This window comes from Candidatus Pelagibacter sp., assembly GCF_052049775.1.
GTDB lineage: Bacteria > Pseudomonadota > Alphaproteobacteria > Pelagibacterales > Pelagibacteraceae > Pelagibacter.
Genome location: NZ_JBNGZH010000007.1, coordinates 1 through 19,809, shown reverse-complemented (window position 1 = coordinate 19,809; position 19,809 = coordinate 1). Strand labels below are relative to the sequence as shown.

Annotated in this window: 22 protein-coding genes and 1 pseudogene; 8 read left to right on the top strand and 15 right to left on the bottom strand. The window is 31.3% G+C overall.

Features of this window, described 5'->3' with window-relative positions; translation table 11 throughout:
- Positions 1 to 50 precede the first annotated feature (50 nt).
- Entirely contained in the window at positions 51 to 1,061 is a 1,011-nt protein-coding gene (dctP, locus tag ACTT83_RS01420) for a TRAP transporter substrate-binding protein DctP (protein WP_440918444.1), read from the bottom strand.
- Positions 1,062 to 1,156: 95 nt separating this feature from the next.
- On the opposite strand from dctP, the gene ACTT83_RS01415 reads away from it, so the two are divergent.
- Entirely contained in the window at positions 1,157 to 2,302 is a 1,146-nt protein-coding gene (locus ACTT83_RS01415) for a CaiB/BaiF CoA transferase family protein (protein WP_440918443.1), read from the top strand.
- Positions 2,303 to 2,455: 153 nt separating this feature from the next.
- Here ACTT83_RS01415 and rpoZ read toward each other — a convergent pair.
- Positions 2,456 to 2,836, bottom strand: a pseudogene (gene rpoZ / locus ACTT83_RS01410) (DNA-directed RNA polymerase subunit omega); the annotation flags it as partial.
- Between the two features lie 42 nt (positions 2,837 to 2,878).
- Positions 2,879 to 4,087 carry an MFS transporter gene (locus ACTT83_RS01405; protein ID WP_440918442.1) on the bottom strand — a complete coding sequence of 403 codons (1,209 nt, stop codon included), beginning with the start codon at positions 4,085 to 4,087 and terminating at the stop codon, positions 2,879 to 2,881.
- Positions 4,088 to 4,095: 8 nt separating this feature from the next.
- Between ACTT83_RS01405 and ACTT83_RS01400 the strand changes: the two genes are divergently transcribed.
- Together ACTT83_RS01400 and ACTT83_RS01395 are read left to right on the top strand one after the other, a co-directional pair.
- On the top strand, positions 4,096 to 4,965 hold the full coding sequence (locus ACTT83_RS01400; RefSeq protein WP_440918441.1) for an NAD(P)-dependent oxidoreductase: 870 nt from the start codon (positions 4,096 to 4,098) through the stop codon (positions 4,963 to 4,965).
- A gap of 3 nt (positions 4,966 to 4,968) precedes the next feature.
- Positions 4,969 to 5,568 carry a flavin-binding protein gene (locus tag ACTT83_RS01395; RefSeq protein WP_440918440.1) on the top strand — a complete coding sequence of 200 codons (600 nt, stop codon included), beginning with the start codon at positions 4,969 to 4,971 and terminating at the stop codon, positions 5,566 to 5,568.
- Here the strand turns inward: ACTT83_RS01395 and ACTT83_RS01390 are convergent.
- Entirely contained in the window at positions 5,565 to 6,077 is a 513-nt protein-coding gene (locus ACTT83_RS01390; RefSeq protein ID WP_440918439.1) for a gamma carbonic anhydrase family protein, read from the bottom strand. The genes ACTT83_RS01395 and ACTT83_RS01390 overlap by 4 nt on opposite strands.
- A 20-nt stretch (positions 6,078 to 6,097) precedes the next feature.
- Here ACTT83_RS01390 and ACTT83_RS01385 point away from each other — a divergent pair, with 20 nt between their 5' ends.
- Together ACTT83_RS01385 and ACTT83_RS01380 are read left to right on the top strand one after the other, a co-directional pair.
- The gene (locus ACTT83_RS01385; protein ID WP_440918438.1) at positions 6,098 to 6,652 is read left to right on the top strand and encodes a thioredoxin family protein; all 555 of its coding nucleotides are present in this window, start codon (positions 6,098 to 6,100) and stop codon (positions 6,650 to 6,652) included.
- A complete protein-coding gene (locus ACTT83_RS01380) occupies positions 6,652 to 7,734 on the top strand; it encodes a glycosyltransferase family 4 protein (protein ID WP_440918437.1) in 1,083 nt (360 codons plus the stop codon). Before ACTT83_RS01385 ends, ACTT83_RS01380 begins: the two co-directional genes overlap by 1 nt.
- Here the strand turns inward: ACTT83_RS01380 and ACTT83_RS01375 are convergent.
- Genes ACTT83_RS01375 through ACTT83_RS01365 form a run of 3 tightly spaced genes read right to left on the bottom strand, consistent with a single transcriptional unit; the run spans position 7,731 to position 10,709 of the window.
- Complete coding sequence (locus ACTT83_RS01375) at positions 7,731 to 9,233, bottom strand: tripartite tricarboxylate transporter permease (RefSeq protein ID WP_440917592.1); 1,503 nt, start codon at positions 9,231 to 9,233, stop codon at positions 7,731 to 7,733. The two genes, ACTT83_RS01380 and ACTT83_RS01375, sit on opposite strands and share 4 nt — an antisense overlap.
- Positions 9,230 to 9,700 (bottom strand): tripartite tricarboxylate transporter TctB family protein, encoded by a 471-nt coding sequence (locus ACTT83_RS01370; RefSeq protein WP_440918436.1) that lies wholly within the window; start codon positions 9,698 to 9,700, stop codon positions 9,230 to 9,232. Before ACTT83_RS01370 ends, ACTT83_RS01375 begins: the two co-directional genes overlap by 4 nt.
- A 28-nt stretch (positions 9,701 to 9,728) precedes the next feature.
- Positions 9,729 to 10,709: a tripartite tricarboxylate transporter substrate binding protein gene (locus ACTT83_RS01365; RefSeq protein ID WP_440918435.1), complete on the bottom strand. Its 981-nt coding sequence runs from the start codon at positions 10,707 to 10,709 to the stop codon at positions 9,729 to 9,731.
- Between the two features lie 80 nt (positions 10,710 to 10,789).
- On the opposite strand from ACTT83_RS01365, the gene ACTT83_RS01360 reads away from it, so the two are divergent.
- Positions 10,790 to 11,869, top strand: a complete 1,080-nt coding sequence (locus ACTT83_RS01360) for an AbrB family transcriptional regulator (RefSeq protein WP_440918434.1) — start codon at positions 10,790 to 10,792, stop codon at positions 11,867 to 11,869.
- On the opposite strand, the gene ACTT83_RS01355 is transcribed toward ACTT83_RS01360, so the two are convergent.
- On the bottom strand, positions 11,853 to 12,794 hold the full coding sequence (locus ACTT83_RS01355) for a glycosyltransferase family 9 protein (protein ID WP_440918433.1): 942 nt from the start codon (positions 12,792 to 12,794) through the stop codon (positions 11,853 to 11,855). The genes ACTT83_RS01360 and ACTT83_RS01355 overlap by 17 nt on opposite strands.
- Positions 12,795 to 12,826: 32 nt before the next feature.
- On the opposite strand from ACTT83_RS01355, the gene ACTT83_RS01350 reads away from it, so the two are divergent.
- Entirely contained in the window at positions 12,827 to 13,216 is a 390-nt protein-coding gene (locus tag ACTT83_RS01350; protein WP_440918432.1) for a DUF6165 family protein, read from the top strand.
- Between the two features lie 7 nt (positions 13,217 to 13,223).
- Positions 13,224 to 14,375: a M24 family metallopeptidase gene (locus ACTT83_RS01345; protein ID WP_440918431.1), complete on the top strand. Its 1,152-nt coding sequence runs from the start codon at positions 13,224 to 13,226 to the stop codon at positions 14,373 to 14,375.
- On the opposite strand, the gene ACTT83_RS01340 is transcribed toward ACTT83_RS01345, so the two are convergent.
- From ACTT83_RS01340 to ACTT83_RS01310, 7 genes are all read right to left on the bottom strand, one after another.
- A complete protein-coding gene (locus ACTT83_RS01340; protein ID WP_440918430.1) occupies positions 14,372 to 15,046 on the bottom strand; it encodes an ABC transporter permease in 675 nt (224 codons plus the stop codon). The two genes, ACTT83_RS01345 and ACTT83_RS01340, sit on opposite strands and share 4 nt — an antisense overlap.
- The gene (locus ACTT83_RS01335; RefSeq protein WP_440917599.1) at positions 15,046 to 15,738 is read right to left on the bottom strand and encodes an ABC transporter permease; all 693 of its coding nucleotides are present in this window, start codon (positions 15,736 to 15,738) and stop codon (positions 15,046 to 15,048) included. The genes ACTT83_RS01340 and ACTT83_RS01335 overlap by 1 nt, the downstream gene beginning before the upstream one ends.
- Before the next feature lie 44 nt (positions 15,739 to 15,782).
- The gene (locus ACTT83_RS01330) at positions 15,783 to 16,610 is read right to left on the bottom strand and encodes a transporter substrate-binding domain-containing protein (protein ID WP_440918429.1); all 828 of its coding nucleotides are present in this window, start codon (positions 16,608 to 16,610) and stop codon (positions 15,783 to 15,785) included.
- A gap of 60 nt (positions 16,611 to 16,670) precedes the next feature.
- The gene (speD, locus tag ACTT83_RS01325) at positions 16,671 to 17,711 is read right to left on the bottom strand and encodes an adenosylmethionine decarboxylase (protein ID WP_440918428.1); all 1,041 of its coding nucleotides are present in this window, start codon (positions 17,709 to 17,711) and stop codon (positions 16,671 to 16,673) included.
- Position 17,712: 1 nt separating this feature from the next.
- Positions 17,713 to 18,369, bottom strand: a complete 657-nt coding sequence (locus ACTT83_RS01320) for a class II aldolase/adducin family protein (protein ID WP_440918427.1) — start codon at positions 18,367 to 18,369, stop codon at positions 17,713 to 17,715.
- Positions 18,366 to 19,436: an S-methyl-5-thioribose-1-phosphate isomerase gene (gene mtnA, locus ACTT83_RS01315; RefSeq protein ID WP_440918426.1), complete on the bottom strand. Its 1,071-nt coding sequence runs from the start codon at positions 19,434 to 19,436 to the stop codon at positions 18,366 to 18,368. Before mtnA ends, ACTT83_RS01320 begins: the two co-directional genes overlap by 4 nt.
- Positions 19,433 to 19,809 (bottom strand): phosphorylase family protein (locus ACTT83_RS01310; protein WP_440918425.1); only part of this gene is annotated, 377 nt, incomplete at its 5' end. The genes mtnA and ACTT83_RS01310, both read right to left, overlap by 4 nt.

Below are 19,809 nucleotides of genomic sequence, written 5' to 3'. Positions count from 1 at the left end.
AAAAAAACCCCTATTTAATAAGAATAAATAGGGGTTCTTTATATATTATTTTATTTAACTGCTAAAGCCATTTCCATCAGCTTATCGCCACCTGGAACTTTATCAGCAAATGCCTTGTGAGATGATTTTTTTGCAATCTCTACCCACGCAGCATGATCTTTTTCATTCATGTATACTAATTTAACACCTGCAGCTTTATAAGCTTCTTCAAACTTTTTATCTAAGTTTTCAACTTGAGCTGTCATGTATTTTTCAGCAACTTTTCCTGCTTTCATTAAAGCTTTTTGCTGCTTAGAATTTAAAGCATCAAAAGACTTTTTAGACATCAGAATTGGCTCATACATAAACCATAATCCAAATTTTCCTGGAGGTGTTGCGCATGAAACTTGCTCATAAATTTTGTAACTGACAAAACTTCCTGAGCTAGTATTTGCACCTGTTAGTACACCTGTTTGTAAGCCAGTATAAATTTCAGATGATGGCATACTTTGTATACCTGCTCCCGCAGCTTCTAACATTTGGTTAAATGCTTTACCAGCTGCTCTCATCACTTGTCCTTTTGCGTCGCTAGGATTTTTAATACATTTTGTTTTTGAGGCAAAACCACCACCTAACCAAGCATCAGATAAAACTACAACACCAGCATCATTAATGATTTTTTTAATTTCAGTCATCATTGGACCTTTATTAAATCTTAATGCGTGATCATGATTTTTTACAGTTCCTGGCATTAATGTTGCATCAAATTCTGGATGAAACTTAGATGCATATGCTAATGGAAAAGCAGAAATATCTAACTGACCAGTTGTCATAGGCTTCCACTGTTCTTTTGGTTTATATAATGATTTAGCTGGATAAATTCTGATATCTATTCCAACATTCGCTTTTTTCACCTCGTCAGCAATGATTTGAACCATTTCATGACGTGGATCATAAGATCCATCAGCTCTTGGAGTACCAGGCCATTGGTGACTTGCTTTTAGCGTAACTGCATAAGCAGAACCAATAGTAGTAAAAACAAAAACTAATGAAGTTAAACATAAAGATATTCTTTTAAACATTATTTTTTCCCTCTATTGTTATTTTTAATAATTCAATTAAAGTGAACTTATTAATAAGAGTCAAGTCGACAAAAACTCATGTAAGATGAAATAATATGGATGGACCTTTAAAAAACCTACTGGTAGTTGATTTAACAAGAGTATTAGTTGGTCCTTACTGCACTATGATATTATCTGATTTAGGAGCTAGGGTAATTAAAGTTGAAGCACCTGAAATTGGAGATGACTCAAGAAAATTTGGGCCATTTATAAAAGATTACTCTGCTTATTTCATGTCTCTTAATAGAGGAAAGGAAAGTATTGCACTTAATTTAAAGAATGATGAAGATAAAAAAATTTTTGAAAAAATTTTATCTAAAGCAGATATTTTAGTTGAAAATTTCAAACCTGGAACTTTAGAAAAATGGGGGTTTGGCTGGAAAGATGTTAATAAGAAATACCCAAAACTAATTTATGCTTCAGCATCAGGCTTTGGTCAAACTGGTCCACTTAAAGAATTACCTGCTTACGATATGGTAGTTCAAGGTATGGGCGGTTTAATGAGTGTTACTGGGCAACCAAACTCTGAACCTACTAGAGTTGGAACATCAATTGGAGATATTACTGCTGGGCTTTTTACTGCGATAGGTATTAATGCAGCTTTATATGATAGACAAAAAACTGGAAAAGGAATGTTCATTGATGTTTCTATGCTTGATTGTCAAATAGCCATATTAGAAAATGCTATAGCACGTTATCTATCTAAAAATGAAATTCCAAAACCAATGGGATCAAGACACCCATCAATTGCACCCTTTGAAGCCTTTAAGACAAAAGACAGTTACATAATCATTGCAGCTGGAAATGATAAACTTTTTGAAAAACTTTGTAATCTTCTTCAAATCCCAGAGGTAAGTAAAGATCCAAAATTTTCAGATAATTCATCCAGAGCAAAAAATATGGATGAGCTTAAAAAAATTTTAGAGGAAAAATTATTGAGTAAAAAAACAAGTGATTGGGTTAGTGAAATGGAAAAAGATAAAATTCCATGTGGACCAATTTTCAATATTAAAGAGGCTGTTGAAAACCCACAAATAGAGTCTAGAAACATGATTGTTAAAGCATTTCACAAAGTTGTTGGTGATTTTAAACTGGCTGGTAACCCAATTAAAATGTCATCTTATAAAGATGAAAAAACAAGAGGTGACATACCTGATTTAGATGAACATCGACAAAAAATTATAAAGGAATTTTGTAACTAATAAATTTTAAGAGTTTGAAGTGTCAGTATCGTCTGCGGCTTGATCCTCACTTTCAGAAACTTGATCCAAAGAAACGTCTCCCTGTTCTGCTTCAGCATCTTCGGATACAGGGGCTTCTGGTACGTCTGGCTTAGCAGTTTCAGACAATTCTGCTAAATCATCTTTAGATACTTGAATTTTTTCTGGAGCTTTTCTTGCTCTTTTAGATGGTAAAATAGGTGTTCCACTTTTTGAAATTTCGCCTTTATACAAACTTTCAAAATCATCACCAACATCTTCATCAGCTTCGGCACCATCATCAACTTGTTCTACATGTTTTCTTAATTTGTAGACGGCACTTTCAGTTAAATCATCTACTTTGATATTTTCTTCAGCTATTTCTCTTAATGCAATAACTGTATTTTTATCATTATCACGATCTAAAGTTGGTTCTATCCCAGTATTGAGTTGAGTTGCTCTTTCTTTTGCAACCAAAACTAATTCATATGGGCTATCTACTTTATCGATACAATCTTCTACTGTAACTCTTGCCATGCCGGTTATCTATAAGCTGTAATTAAAAAAAGCAAGGATTATTTAAATATATTCAGGATTTAACCTATTTCTAACCGCGAATAGAGCAATTAAAGATAAGAAAATATATACAAATGAAATCACCGCTATTTGCTCAATAGTAAAGCCTTTGTCAATTAACAAGCCAAATAAAGCTGTACCAAAAGCAGTAGAAAATACCATCAATGCTGTTGTTAATGCTTTAATTGATCCAATGTATTTTACACCATAAATCTCAGCCCAAGTAGAGGACCCCAATACATTGGCAAGCCCATTTGAAATTCCAATTAAACCAAGGAATATAAAAGCAGAAATAGAAATATCTAAATAAAACAAAACCAACATTGAAATCAACAAAGGTATATTCATAAAGATCAATAATTTTCTACTGGTAAATTTATCGATTAAAAAACCAGAGCCCAACAAAGTAATCACTGATAAGACAGAATAAGCCATAAATGATTGTGCTATAACAAATTCACCCCACTCTTTCGATTCTGTTATATATGATTGATAAACAAATACACCAGTAGCAATCCAAGGCATTGCTAACATATTTAAACAAACTATATAAAATCTATAATCTTTTAAAACCTCAACACGTGTCCAATTTTTAATTTCTTTTTCAACAAAATTTTGATCATTTACATCTTCTCTTGAGTCAAAGTTCAGGTTTTTGATTAAAGCAAAAGAAATAAATGGTAAAAAAATTAGAATTAATACAGAAATAGATAGCCAAATGTTTTGCCAAGCAGTTAAAGTAAGTAAATAGACAATTAAAACTGGTAAAATAAATTCTGCAGTTGATAATCCAAACCATCCGATACTTAAAGCTTTGCCTCTAGATTTAGTAAAAAATCTTGAAATCGTTGTAGTTGCTGTATGAGACATTAATCCTTGACCGGAAAACCGCATTAAAAAAACAGCAATAAATAAAAAAACTATTGATGAAATTTTTGAAAAGAAAAAACAAGAAAAAGCTAACAAAAGGGTTACATATAATGCAAATCTAAAAATATTTATGTCATCAATTTTTTTACCAACCCAGATTAAAAGAAAGCTACTCAATAATGTTGCAGAAGCATAAATTGAGCCAAATTGTCCATGAGTTATTGAAAGTGTTTCTCGAATACTTGAATTAAATAAACCAAGAAAAAAACTCTGTCCAAAACTAGAAAAAAATGTAAAAATAAATCCAAATATAATTACTTTTAAACTTAAACTTTTAAACATAAAAAATTATGAGCTGTAATGTTGCTTTCATAGGTCTTGGTGTAATGGGCTATCCAATGGCAGGATATATATCAAAAGGTGGTCACAATGTAACTGTTTTTAATCGTACAAAATCAAAAGCAGAAAAATGGATTGGAGAATACAAAGGTAAAATGGCTGAAACTCCAGCAGATGCCGCTAAAGATGCTGAATATATTTTTACCTGCGTTGGGAATGATGATGATTTAAGAGAAGTAACTTTTGGTGACAAAGGAGCTTTCAAAACAATTAAAAAGGGCGCAGTCTATATTGATAACACTACAGCCTCCGCAACAATTGCTAGAGAGATATATGATTACGCAAAGAAAAATGGATTTGGTGCATTAGATGCTCCTGTATCTGGTGGACAAGCTGGAGCAGAGAATGGTGCACTCACAGTTATGATCGGTGGCGATCAAGCTGACTTTGATAAAGCAAAAGACAAAATTGATTGTTATAGCAAAAAAATGAAATTGCTTGGTAAAGCGGGTTGTGGACAATTAGCTAAGATGGTTAATCAAATTTGTATAGCGGGATTAGTTCAAGGATTATCTGAAGGAATTAATTTTGGAATGAAGGCTGGATTAAATATGGAGGATGTAATCGAAGTTATCTCAAAAGGTGCAGCTCAATCTTGGCAAATGGAAAATAGATACAAAACAATGATTGATGACAAGTTTGATTTTGGTTTTGCAGTTGACTGGATGAGAAAAGATTTAAAAATTGCAATGGATGAAGCAAAAAATAATGGTTCATTATTACCTGTAACAGAACTTGTAGATAAGTTTTATGGAGAAGTACAAGGATTAGGAGGTAATCGTTGGGACACTTCAAGCTTAATTAAAAGATTTAGAAAGTAATGTATGCAACCAGCATACTATGAAAATTTCGAGGAAATTCAAAATAAGTATTGGTCTATGCTTGATGATGCTGTGACTAATAGAGGTTCTCCTTTTAGAATACCTGTCTTTATTTGCACCCACCAAGATGAGGTGGATGGAAGAATTGTTGTTCTAAGAAAATCAGATAGAGCAAACAATCTATTACAATTTCATACTGATTTAAGATCACCAAAAGTAGATATTCTTAAGAAAAATAATAAAGCTTCTCTAGTTTTCTACGATAAAGAAGAAAAGATACAATTAAGAGTAAAAGTAGAATGTGAAATAAATAATCAAAATTCTACAACAGAAGAATCTTGGAAAAAAACCCAACATATCAGTAGAAGATGTTATCTAACTGATAGTCCTCCAGGAACTATGTCAGAAAATCCAACATCGGGTATGATATCTAAATTAGAAGATTTTGATTATACAATGGAACAAAGCGAAGAAGGTTACAAAAACTTTACAGTTATAAAATGTAAAATTAAGTCTATTGAATGGTTATATCTTGCAGCAAAAGGACATCGAAGAGCAAAATTTGATTTGGAAACTAATAAAAAAGCTTGGATGGTTCCTTAAAAAATTGATTTAGAATATTTTTTCCAATTATCTTGATAGTGCTTAGTGTTTTCAAACACTGCTTTCTTTTCTTCTTCAGTAACTTCTCTTACAACCTTACCAGGTGAACCTACTACTAAAGAGTTGTCTGGTATCTCTTTATTTTCAGTAATTAAAGCTTTTGCACCTATGATGCAATTTTTTCCAATCTTAGCGTTATTAAGAATCACTGCACCAATTCCAATCAAACTATTATCCCCTATCGTACATCCATGAAGCATAACCATATGACCTATAGTTACATCCTTACCAACTTTAATGGGATATCCTGGATCAGTATGCAAAACACATCCATCTTGAACATTTGATCCCTCCCCTATATGAATATTTTCAATATCTCCTCTTAAAGTTGCATTAAACCAAACACTTGTATTTTTTTCTAAAGTTACATCCCCAATCACAACCGCATTAGGTGCTACCCAATTTTCGCCAGAGTTTTTTGGTTTTTTATCTTTTAAATCGTAAAACATAATTTATATATTAATACATTATGCCAATACAAACTCCAATATGTGATTTCGGTCAAAAGGCTCACGACTTTAAGCTTAAATCAACTGATAATAAAATTTTATCTTTAGAAGATATTAAAGGTGAAAATGGAACCTTAATCATGTTTATTTGCAACCATTGTCCCTATGTTAAAGCAGTTACAAAAGATATAGCTGAAGATACCAAAAAATTGAAAGATTTAGGAATTAACGCTGTAGCAATCTGTGCCAATGATGCTGAGAATTATCCAGAAGACTCGTTTGAAAATATGATTGAATTTGCAAAAAAAAATCAATTCAGTTTTCCATATTTAGTTGATGAAACACAAGAGATAGCAAGAACTTATGATGCGGTATGTACTCCAGATTTTTTTGGGTACAACAAAAATTTAGAGCTTCAATATCGAGGCAGATTAAGAGAATTAAAAAATTTAGTTCCTGTAAGGGATGGTGATAGTGATTTATTTAATGCAATGAAACAAATTGCTGAAACGGGTAAAGGACCTGAAAATCAAACTCCGAGTGCTGGCTGTAGTATTAAGTGGAAAAATAGTTAATGTATTTAATTGTTACGAGATCTTTTCCCCCTGAGGTGGGTGGGATGCAAAGTTTAATGTGGGGTTTGGCAAAAGAAATGTCCAAAAACTTTATGATCAAAGTTTTTGCTGATCACTACGAAAATCATAAAGAATTTGATAAAAAAGTAAATTTTTCAATAGAAAGAGTTGGTGGAATTAAATTCCTAAGAAAAATAAGAAAAGCACAGCTAATTAATGAATATTTAAAAGAAAGTAAAGTTCAAGGTATTATAGCTGATCATTGGAAAAGTTTAGAATTAATAGTAACTGATAAAAAAAAATATTGTTTAATTCACGGAAAAGAAATCAATCACGCTAAAGGAAGCTCTTTAAATAAAAGAGCAAACAAAGTTTTAAATAGTGTTGAAAAAGTAATAGCAAATTCTGAATATACAAAAAATTTAGCCATTCAAAATGGTGTAGAACAAGAAAAAGTTGTTGTGATAAATCCAGGAATTAGCCCTGCCCAAGAATTAAATAAGACATCGTTAACTAAAGTTGAAAGCTTACTTAAAACAAAATCACCACGTTTAATTACAGTTTCAAGATTTGATAAAAGAAAAAATCATGAAAAAGTGTTGATGGCTCTTAGAAACTTAAAACAAATTTATCCAAATATTGTTTACATTTGCATTGGCTTTGGAGAAGAAGAACAAAATTTAAAAGATTTGGTAAATGAACTCGATTTAAGTGGGCAAGTTATGTTTTTTAAAGAGATAACTGATGACCTTAAAAATGCTTTGGTGGCAAAATCAAATATATTTGTTATGCCATCAGTAAAATATAAAAGCTCAGTTGAAGGTTTTGGTATAGCTTATATAGAGGCTGCACAATACGGAGTTCCCTCTTTAGGTGGAGCTGATGGTGGTGCAGCAGATGCAATTCAGCATGATAAAACTGGATTAATATGTGATGGAAATAATCTAGACGAAATTTATTCATCACTAAATTCTATGATTGAAAATAAAAAATATTTACATTTTGGTAAAAATGCAAGAGACTTATCATCTAAATTCGATTGGTCCAATACTATTGATGAGTATAAAAAAGTTTTAGTTTAAGATTTCTTTTTCGTAAAAGTTTTATAAATATGCCAAAGAACAATTAAAATCGTTGTAACCAATATACAGACTGTAAGAGTTCTGTCCCATAGAAACTCCCAAGATCCATTACTTAAAAGTAATGATCTTCTTAGATTTTCCTCCATCAAGCCCCCAAGAACGAACGCTAGTATTAAAGGTGGCATGGGAAAATCATAAAGTCGTAAAAATGTTGCAACAACAGCTATACCAATCATTAAATAAATGTCGAAATTATTAAATGACATCACATAAATTCCTGTAATAGAAAAAAATAAGATTAATGGAATCAAATAATTTTTTGGTACCGCAAGAATTCTAGCGATATAGGGAATTAATGGTAAATTTAATATTAATAATATTACCATTCCAATATACATCGACATTATCACTGACCAAAAAATTTCAGGATTAGTCATATAAAGTCTTGGACCTGGCTGTATACCAAAGCCCAAAAGTGCACCAAGCATGACCGCTGTAGTTCCACTACCCGGTATACCTAAAGTTAACATTGGTACAAAAGAACCAGAGCATGCAGCATTATTTGCTGTTTCAGGTGCAGACAATCCATTCACACTTCCTTTTCCAAATTTTTCTTTTTCTTCATCTTTAACTAAATTTCTTTCCATTCCATAAGCTAAGAATGATGCAATAGTAGCACCCGCACCAGGTAATACTCCAATCAAGAAACCAATAACTGAGGATCTTGGAATAGTTCGATACATTTTACCTCGTTCTTCTTTATTAATTCTTATTGATCCAAGTTCTGTTAATGAAACTTGTTTTGCTGCTGCTGTTGGATCATTTCGCTTTAATATAATTGTTAAAGCTTCACTCATAGCAAAAGTTGACATAACTACTAAAACAAAGCTTATTCCATCTGTTAAATTCATATTATCAAAAGTAAATCTCGTAATATCAGACAAGGAGTCTTGACCAACAGATGCTAGCATCAAGCCAAGTACAACCATCATCATCGCTTTTAAGAATTGTCCTTTAGATGAAAAAGCCGCTATTGCCGTCAACCCTAAAATCATTAATGCGAAATAATCTGGCGATCTAAATGATAAACTTACTTTTGATAAACTTGGAGCCATAAACAATAAATAAATTGCTGATAGTGTTCCACCTGCAAATGAACTCCAGGCGGCTATAGCTAATGCTTTACCGGCTTTTCCTTGTTGTGCCATTGGATATCCATCAAATGAAGTTGCGACAGTTCCTGGAACTCCTGGTGCATTTAACAAAATGGAGGAAGTAGAACCACCAAATACTGCCCCATAATAAACTCCAGCCATTAAAATCAGGCCCGTTGCAGGATCAAAACCATAAGTAATTGGTATCATTAAAGCAATTGCTGTCATGGGACCTAAACCAGGTAACATTCCAATAATTGTTCCAAAGAAACAACCAATCATCACCATAAAAATGTTTTGAAATGATAATGCTGTAGTTAAACCAATTAATATTCCTTCTGTCATCCCATCACTCCAATATATTTTAAAAAGGGATCCCTTAAATAAATTTCAAGAACTCCGTGAAGCAAATACATAAATCCAGCAACAAATGGAAAAGAAAGTAAAAACATCAAAACCCATCTTCTCTCACCTAAAAAGTAATAAGAAACAAATAAAAATAAAGATGTAGTTAAAAAGTAACCCACTTTTAAAATTGTTGCCCCATAGATAATTGCAATAACAATTAGTAATGCCGTTTTTTTGTACTCTAATGTTCTATGTTCAACTTTTATGGTATCTGGATCTGGTAAGATTAATTTTAAACCAGAAAAAAATAAACCAGCATATCCTAAATAAATTGGAAAAGTTCTTGCATTAAATGGTGCATTTTCATCGAACGCAAAAACTTGTATTTGATAAGCTGTATATAAATAGAATGCTGAGAAAATAAAAAAGAGCAGTGATATAATTTTTGTCGTATTTATATTCACTGCTCTTTAAATTAATTAATCCAGAGGATTAAATAACTCCTAGTTTCTTCATAAGAGCTGTCATTTCTTTTGTTTGAGTTTTTAAAAACTTAACAAACTTTTTGTCTGGGTTATAAATATTTACCCAAGCATTTCTTGCTCTTACTGCTTCCCATTCAGGTGTTTTTTGTACATCGCCTAACATTTTAGCAATAGCTTTTTTATCTTTGCTACTCATGCCTGGAGGACCAAAAAATCCTCTCCAATTTACGAATTGTACATCATATCCTTGCTCTTTAAGTGTAGGTGCATCAGGTGCATCACCAACTCTATCAGGCGCAGTTATACCAATGATTCTTACTTGATCTCTTGCTCCCATTAATTCACCCAAACCTGTAGATATAATTTGAGTTTCTCCAGATAAAAGTCCAGCTAATGCTTTTCCACCTGCATCATAAGGAATATAAGCTACAGCATTTGGATCTGCACCAGCAGCTTGAAATGCTAAAGCACCAATTAAATGGTCCATACTTCCTCTAACAGAACCACCAGCCATTTTTATTGAACTAGGGTTTGCTTTATATGCATCAACAACATCTTTAAAGTTTTTGAAAGGTGAGTCTTTTGCAACTGCAATTGCACCATAATCACCAATTACTCCAGCAATTGGCACAACATCTTTATAAGATAAAGTTCCACTTCCACTGACATAACCTTTGTGTCTTGTAATTGATCTCAAAACTAGTGGTGTTGATTGAACTAAGATTGTATTTTCTGGCTTAGTATTAATCATGTAAGCAAGAGCTTTTCCACCACCACCACCTGACATATTTTCAAATGATGCGCTTTTTAAAAATCCAGCTTTTGTCAAAGCTTCTCCAGTACCTCTAGCAGTTCCATCCCAACCACCACCAGCACCACCACCAATTACAAAGTGTAACTTTTCAATTGCAATTGAGTTGACTGTTGTTGTTGATAATAAAAGAGCGGCAGAGAATAAAACTGAAAAAAAAGATTTAATTAGTTTCATTATTTCCTCTCATTGTTATAGTTAATTACATAGATTAAACATACTTTTAGTAATCTAGTCAACAACCAAAGATAGAGTACATGCAGAACGTGATTCCCTTTAATCTAGAAAGTTTTAGGCAATTATTATCAAAAAAATTTTTATTAGTTATTGTGATCTCTATTCCTAGTGCGATTGTCGCTGACTTTTTTAAGGTCCCACTTGCCTGGATGATTGGTCCGATGATAGCAACCTCCTTGATTGCCCTAAAAGGCTTTCAAGTAATAATGCCGAAATTGGCCCTAAGCTCAATCTTAATTATTTTAGGATTACATATTGGAAACTATATTGATCAAAATTTACTTAATCAGATGGTAAATTGGATTTGGACCACAATTATAATGTTTCTTTATATTGTAATTAGTATTCTAATTGTTTCTAAATATTTACAAAAATTTTCTGATTACAAAGAAAAAACATCTATATTTTCTGCAGCTCCAGGTGCATTAGGACCTTTAATGATTTTAGCAGAGTATGAAAAATCAGATTTATCTCAAGTAGCTACAGCTCATTTAATTCGATTAATAATTATAATAACTTTATTCCCTTTTATAATAGTTAGTCTTTACCCAGCTGAAGCTTTAGAATTAGAAAAATTTGATTACATGTCTCAAAACCATTGGGAATTAATTATATTAATTATTGTTTCGTTAGTGTTCATATTTTTTTTTGATAAATTTAAAGTTCCAGCTGCACTCTTATCTGGAACACTAGTTGCAAGTGGAGTTTTGCAAATTTCTGACATCGCGTCATACAAATTACCTGATGCATCAATAAATTTTTGTTTATTAATTTTGGGAGCTTCTGTTGGATGTAGATTTGCAAATAAAACATTTAAAGAAGTGGCAAATAACTCTTTTCATGGATTAGTTGCAACAATACTTTTAGTTTTATTAGGTCTGATTGCAGCATACGTTGCAACATTTTTTGTGGATAATAATATTTTGTCACTGATCCTATCCTTTTGCCCTGGAGGTATTTATGAGGTGGCAGTAATAGCGATTGCTTTTGACCTTGAGCCAGATTTTGTTGCTTTTCATCATATTATAAGATTGTTATTTATACTCTTTGTTGTGCCAGTGATTTTAAGAATAATTGAAAAAACTAGGTTAAAGAATTAGATAATCTTTCAAAAACTCTTTCAGCACTTAAGTTTTTTAGATCTGAAACTTCAATTGGTTTAAAATTTTCTCTTTCAATACTTACTTTGTACGCTGTTGTATGTTTGCCAAATAATGTAAGACCTTTGGCTCCTACATGAGCAGCTATGTGCGCAGGGCCAGTATCATTTGCAACAACAAATGAACTATCTTTTATCAAGGCAGTAAGTTGAGAAATATCTAGCGCTCTTCCATTATCCAGTAAAGCTAATGCATTAATATTTTTTGCTTCACTGATTTCAGTTGGTCCAGGAGCTGTAATAACTTTATATTCTTCACCATACTTATTCGATATTAAATCAATAAGCTTGTTGTAATAAGGCCATCTTTTAATCGTTAAATGAGGTGAACAGAAAGGAAATAATAAAATATATTTTGTTATTTTATAAAAGTTTTTAATTTCACTTATGTCTGTAACTGCCCAATTAAAATCTGGCCTTAGTGTATTCAATGTGCTTAATCCTGATTCTTTCAGTTGAAATTCAAATCTTTCGAGAACAGAATTTTTGTCAAATTCACTTTTATTTTTTCCTACTGGTAAAGTCGTTGTTGAGCTCGACCATATTTCCTTACCTGCTTTTGGAAAAAGAATATTCTTATAAAAATTAGTTCTAGATGAATTTTGCAAGTCAAAAACTTTAGAAAAGTTATGTTTTTTTATTTCACGCATTAAAAAATATAAATATATTAAATTTAACCTAGATAGTCTTTTGTCTAAAATAACATTATGAATTAATGGATTTTTTTTGAATAAATCAATAAATGGTTTTGTAGTAAGAAGATGAATTTGATCATTTTTATGATTTTCAGATATGTCTTGAATAGCACCACTAGCTTGAGATATATCTCCTAAAGATCCGTGTTTGATAATTAGTATATTAGACATATTTATAACAAGATAACATAGTATTAAATTTTATGAATAAAATTATAGTAGAAGTTTCAGTTGGAGAACTTTTAGATAAAATTTCAATTTTAGAGATTAAAAAGGAAAAGATTAAAGATGCTGAAAAATTAAAATTCATTAATAACGAACACTCTATTCTTAAAAATCAGTTAGATGAAAATATCAAATCTGATGAAAAGCTGAATAACCTTTACCAATCTCTTAAAGTAATTAACTTAAAACTTTGGGTTATCGAGGATGATAAAAGACAATGTGAGAAAGATAAGAATTTTGGAGAAAAATTTATTAAGCTTTCAAGAGATGTTCATTTTCTAAATGATGATCGGGCAAAAATTAAATTAGAGATTAACAATCACACTGGATCAACTATTAAAGAAATAAAAGAATACACTAGTTATTAAATCATTAATGGGACTTCATTTTTCAAAAGAAGAATTTAAAGTTAGAAAATCCAAAGTTTTAGATTCCATGAAAGATCAAAACATAGATGCTTTATTAATGTTTAGACAAGAATCTATGTATTGGCTAACTGGTTATGACACATTTGGATATGTTTTCTTTCAAACATTAATTTTAGATAAAAAAGGAAACACAATATTACTGACTAGAGCTCCAGATTTAAGACAGGCACAAAATACATCCAATATTGAAGATATAAGAATTTGGGTTGATAAAGATGGATCAAACCCAACCGATGATCTTAAAGTTATTTTGGATGAGCTAAATCTCAAAGGAAAAAAATTAGGAGTTGAGTATGATGCTTATGGATTGACCGGAAAAAATACATTGAAGCTTAATAAGTCTTTAGAAAATTATTGTTCTGTTGAAGATAAATCGGACTTAATAACAAAGTTAAGAGTAATTAAATCCAAAGAGGAAATTGTTTATGTAAAAAAAGCTGCAGAACTAGCTGATCAAGCTTTGGATGAAATTTGGAAATATGCCAAAGCGGGTGTAAATGAATCTAAGATTTTAGCCGAAATGAATAAAGTTATATTTGAAGGAGGTGGAGATTATCCTGCAAATGAATTTATTATTGGTTCAGGAAAAAATGCTCTTCTTTGCCGTTATCAATCAGAAAAACAAACTTTAAATGATCAAGATCAATTAACTATAGAATGGGCTGGTACTTATAGACATTACCATTCAGCAATGTTTAGAACAATTCCTATAGGTAAAGCAGATCCTAAACATCATAAAATGCATGAGGCGTGTGTTGAAGCGTTAAAGAATTGCGAAAATAAATTAAAACCTGGAAATAAAATTGGAGAGGTTTTTGATATTCACGCAAAAACTTTTGATGATCTTGGTTTTAATAAAGCAAGAATGAATGCATGCGGATATTCTTTAGGTACTACTTTCGCTCCTAATTGGATGGATTGGCCAATGTTGTACACAGGGAATCCATACGTGATTGAGACTGGAAATGTTTTTTTTATGCATATGATATTAATGGACTCAGAAAATCAATTAGCAATGAACTTAGGTGAAACTTATTTAGTCACTGAACAAGGTAACGAAAGACTCGGTAAACAAAAAATTGATTTAGTTGTGCTTTAATTAAAGCTGTACTTCTTTTCTAAAAACTTAATCACATTATGAATTATAAAGGTCATAAATAAATAAATACTACCAGCAACAATAAATACCTCAATTGGTTTAAAAGTTGTTGAAATTATATATTTTGCAACACCTGTAAGATCCATTATAGTGACAGTACTTGCTAAAGAAGTTCCTTTCATCATTAGGATGATTTCATTTCCATAAGCTGGTAAAGATTGTCTTATAGCGATAGGAATTTGAATTTTATAAAAGATTACTTTATTTGAGATACCCAAACTTTTACCTGCCTCTATTATTCCAAGTTTAATTGTTTGAAATGCTGATCTTAATATCTCTGAAGTGTAAGCACCCGTGTTTAGAGCAAAAGCAATTATTGCGCACCAATATGGTTCTTTTAAAATTACCCATAAAACAGTAGATCTTAAATATTCAATCTGACCTAATCCAAAATAAATAATGAATATCTGTACTAAAAGTGGTGTACCTCTAAAAACATAAGAATATCCATAAGCAAATCTATTGATAAATATATTTTTATTTAATCTTAGAATTGCAAAAAATAAGCCAATGAATAATCCAATTATTAAAGAAACTGAAAGAAGTTTTAAAGTTATTACAGCAGCATTTAATAACTTTGGGAGACTACTAATCATTAATTCAAGATCCATTAGTACCCCCTGCTATATTTAACTTCTAATCTGTTAATTAATTTCATACTCACAAAAGTAAGTAATAAATACAAAACTGCTGCAAATGAATAAAAGAATAATGGATCTCTCGTTGATCCAGCAGCAATATAAGATTGTCTCATGATTTCAACTAAACCTGTAACTGAAATTAGAGAAGTGTCTTTTAGAGTTATCTGCCAAACATTACTTAGATTTGGAATAGCTAATCTTAATGTTTGAGGTAAAATAATTTTAAAAAATTTTCCAAATTTATTTAAACCTAATACATTGGCAGCTTCGAACTGGCCTTTATCAATTGATTGAATTGCTCCCCTAAAAACTTCAGTTGAATAAGCACCAGAAATTATTCCAATTGCAAATGCACCTGTGATAAATGCATTTATTTCAATATACTCATTATAACCAAATATTGATGCAACAAACATAACTGCACCAGTTCCACCAAAAAAGAAAAGATAAATTACTAATAATTCTGGAACACCTCTTATTATAGTTGTGTAAGAATTAGCTATGAAATTTAAAAACTTATTTTTAGATAATTTTAATGGAGTAAAGATTAACGCAAAAAGAAAACCTATAATCATTGCTGTAATTGAAACAGCTATAGTCATTAGAGTGGCACGAAATAACTCGTCACCCCATCCAGTATCTCCAAATGCTAGAAGTTCCATATAGATTGGCGACTATACATTATAGTCGCCAAATCTAAAATTAATTACATAGAGGCATCAAAACCGAACCATTTTGTAGCTATTCTACTAATGTCTCCGTTTTTTCTAGCTTTCTCGATTGCTTTGTTAAATGCTTTTAATAATTCAGTGTCGTCTTTTCTAATTCCAACTCCAACACCATTACCAAATGCTCCACCTGAAAAAGTTGGACCTACAAGAACAACTGGCTTACCAGATTTTTCAGCATAATCTGTAAAAGCAACTGCAGCTGCTAATGCAACATCACATCTTCCTGATGCTAAATCTAAGTTGACTTCATCTTGAGTTTTGTAAGTTCTTAGATTTATTTTTCCAACATCACCAGATTCTAAAAAGTTTTGGTGAATAGTTGCCGTTTGTGTACAAACAGTTTTACCAGCAAGTGCACCCGTTAGAGTTTTTAAAGTTTTTTTAACACTTGAACCACCTAAAGTAAGATTGATCCCCTCTGGAGTATCCATACCTTCAAGGTCAGAACCTTTCATAACTGCTAACGATGCAACCTCATCTGCATAACCTTGAGAAAAGCTAATAGCTTTCTGTCTTTCAGCAGTAATAGACATACCTGCCATAATTGCATCAAATTTTCTCATAATTAAAGCTGGTATCATTCCATCCCAATCTTGTTCAACTATCTCACATTGTTGTCCAATATATCTGCAAAGTGTGTAAGCTAATTCGACTTCAAATCCAATTAATTTACCTGATGCATCTTTAGAATTCCATGGAGGATAAGCACCTTCTGTTCCAATTTTAATTTTATCAGCATTAACATTTCCAATAATCAATAATGAAAATAAAACTGAAAAAATAGTTTTTTTAAATATATTCATCATTCTCTCCTTTAATAAAAAAATATTATTTCACAAATCAGAGACTTTAAAAAGAAAAAACTAATGATTTATTGAAGACGAGAAATTCCAAGAACAATCAAAACTGGGTACATAAACCCTAGATAATTTGGTATTTCCAAAATGATGATGAAAAACATTCATCCAATTTTCAACTTGAAGAGGTTTTTTATCTTGGCTGCCAACTTGTGCTGTGATCACACCCTTTGGTTTTAATATTCTTACTAAAGAGTCCATATTTTTTGCAGCCAAATCTATACAAAACTGATCATCATTTAAATCTACAAAAATATGATCGTATGTATCGTCTTTTACTGATTTAATACTATGAAAGGCATCTCCCCAAACACATTTAACTGAATTTTTTTCTGTAGCTTTTTTTCCAATGTCCCCTAAATGTTTATTACAAACTTCAACTACCTCAGGATCAAGTTCATACCAATCGATAAAATTAAATTTTTTAGATATGCATTCTCTAGCAACTCCTCCATCACCACCACCAATGATTGCAGCTCTTTCATTGTTTTTATTTAATTTTAACCCGGCACCCACAAATGTTGAGCTGTACAAATGTTCATCAGACTCAGCTACTTGAATTTCACCATCAATAAACAATGATTTTCCGAATTGCTCTAACTCAAAAATCTCAATATGTTGACCTACCTTTGATTTAAAATCTTCCAAAACTTCATTTACAACATATGATTTTTGTAAACCTGGGGAGCTGTAAATATCGTGATAGAGAGATCTTGTATCTCTGTTAAATTCTTTTTTTACAATTCTTTTGTGCTTAAATTCTTTTTTAACAATATCAATCGCTACTGAGGGACTGATTTTTCCACAAGTAAAGAAATCAAAACTTATAATTCCTTTTTCAGGAAATGTATGAAAACTGATATGACTTTCAGCTAATAATGCAAGAATTGTAAAGCCCTGCGGTTCAAACTTGTATTTTGATATATTTAAGATTGTAACTTTAGCCACTTTAGCAATCTCATTGATAACTCTTTCATAAACTGATGGATCATATTCTTTATCCGTACCAATAATATCTAAAGTAATGTGCTCCCCTACTTTTATCATATTACCCTTTTTTATAATCTCTAGCTTTTTCCAAAACTTTTTTCATTTCTTCTAATGAAAGAATCTTTGGCTCACCTAACTTTAGTGCAATAGTGTATTGATGACAAATATTTTCTATCTCTTGTGCTAGTTCAAATGCTTGGTCTAGATTTTTTCCAAAAGCAACCTGTCCGTGATTAGACATCAAACAGGCACTTCTATTTTCCAAAGCTTTAATTACATTTTGTGAAAGTTCTTTTGTCCCAAAAGTAGCGTATTCAGCACATTTAATATCTTCTCCTCCCGCAAGAGCAATCATGTAATGAAATGGAGGTATGGATTTTCCGTGTGAAGATACAGCTGTTGCGTGTGGAGAATGTGCATGAACAATTGCTTGGGCATCTTTTTTATTTACATAAATATCTCTATGAAATCTCCATTCGGAGGAGGGTTTGTTTAATGAATCGTTATTTTCTGCTTCTTCATTTAAACCCATAAAGACAATATCTTCTGGCTTTAATGTTTCATATTTTTTTCCTGATGGAGTAATTAAATAACCTTGAATATTATCTTGTTCTGCTCTTAAAGATATATTTCCTGATCGTAGCGGTGAAAGATTTGTAGAGTTCAATTTTAGAGAATGCTCAATAATTTGATTTCTTTGGTCTAAATTCTTCATTTAAATAATTCTTTTAGTCCTCTTTCTGATGCTTCACATATGCCTTTTTCAGTAATTAATCCTGTAACATATTTTGCTGGAGTTACATCAAAAGCCAAATTCATAGCTTTACTTTTTTTTGGATAAATTTGTATTTTCTTTACATTTCCTTTTTCATCTAAACCTTCCACATGAGATAATTCCTCTGAATTTCTCTCTTCAATTGGAATATCTTTATGATCTTTTATGTTCCAGTCAATTGTTGAGCTTGGTAGTGCAACATAAAAAGGAATTTTGTTATCGTAAGCTGCTAATGCTTTTAGATAAGTTCCAACTTTATTACAAACATCTCCATTGGCAAGAGTTCTGTCTGTTCCAACAATACACATATCAACCTCTCCTCTTTGCATCAAAATTCCACCTGTGTTATCTGCAATGATTGTATTCTTAATTCCTTCCTCATTTAATTCATAAGAAGTAAGATTTGCTCCTTGATTTCTTGGTCTAGTTTCATCTGCCCACACATGAACTGGGATACCTTTTTTATGCGCATGATATATTGGAGATGTTGCAGTGCCCCAATTTATTGTTGCAAGCCAACCTGCATTACAATGAGTTAATATATTAACTGTATCTTTTTTTTTATTATATATTTCCTCTATTATTTTAAGACCATTTAATCCTATGTTTTCACAAAATTTTATATCTTCTTCACATATATCTTTTGCTTCATTAAGAGCTATTTCTAAAATTTTATCACTATTTAAACCCGATAATTTATTCATCATTCTATCAACAGCCCATTTTAAATTTATTGCTGTTGGTCTTGAACTTATTAATTCATCTGCAGATTTTTTCAAAAATGATTGATCATTATTTTCAATAATTGCCAAAACTAATCCATAAGCTGCTGTAGCACCTATCAAGGGTGCCCCTCTTACTTCCATTATTTTTATAGCATTAATTGCATCTTTAACTGTCTTTAGATCCTTTATGATAAATTGATGTGGTAGTTTTGTTTGATCAATAATTTTTACAACATTATCCTCAAACCAAATAGTGCGATAATCTTTTCCTTCTATTCTCATTTATTTAGAACTCTACCCGCAACTGTTTTAAGTTTATCTATAGTTTTTTTTGTTCTTTTTTCTGGTGCAGTAATAATAGCAACATCCAAGCAATTGTTTGTTGGATCTTTAGGATCAATATGATTTTCAAAATTTTCTATCAAATTTTTAATCATATTTTTTGCTTTAGCCGCATTTCCTAAAAGAACTTTTATTACTTGTTGCACATCTACATTTTCATGATCTGGATGCCAACAATCATAATCGGTTACCATTGAAACAGATGCATACCTAATTTCTGCTTCTCTAGCTAATTTGGCTTCTGGCATATTAGTCATACCAATTACATCAGCTTTCCATGATCTATAAAGATTGGATTCAGCTAAAGTTGAAA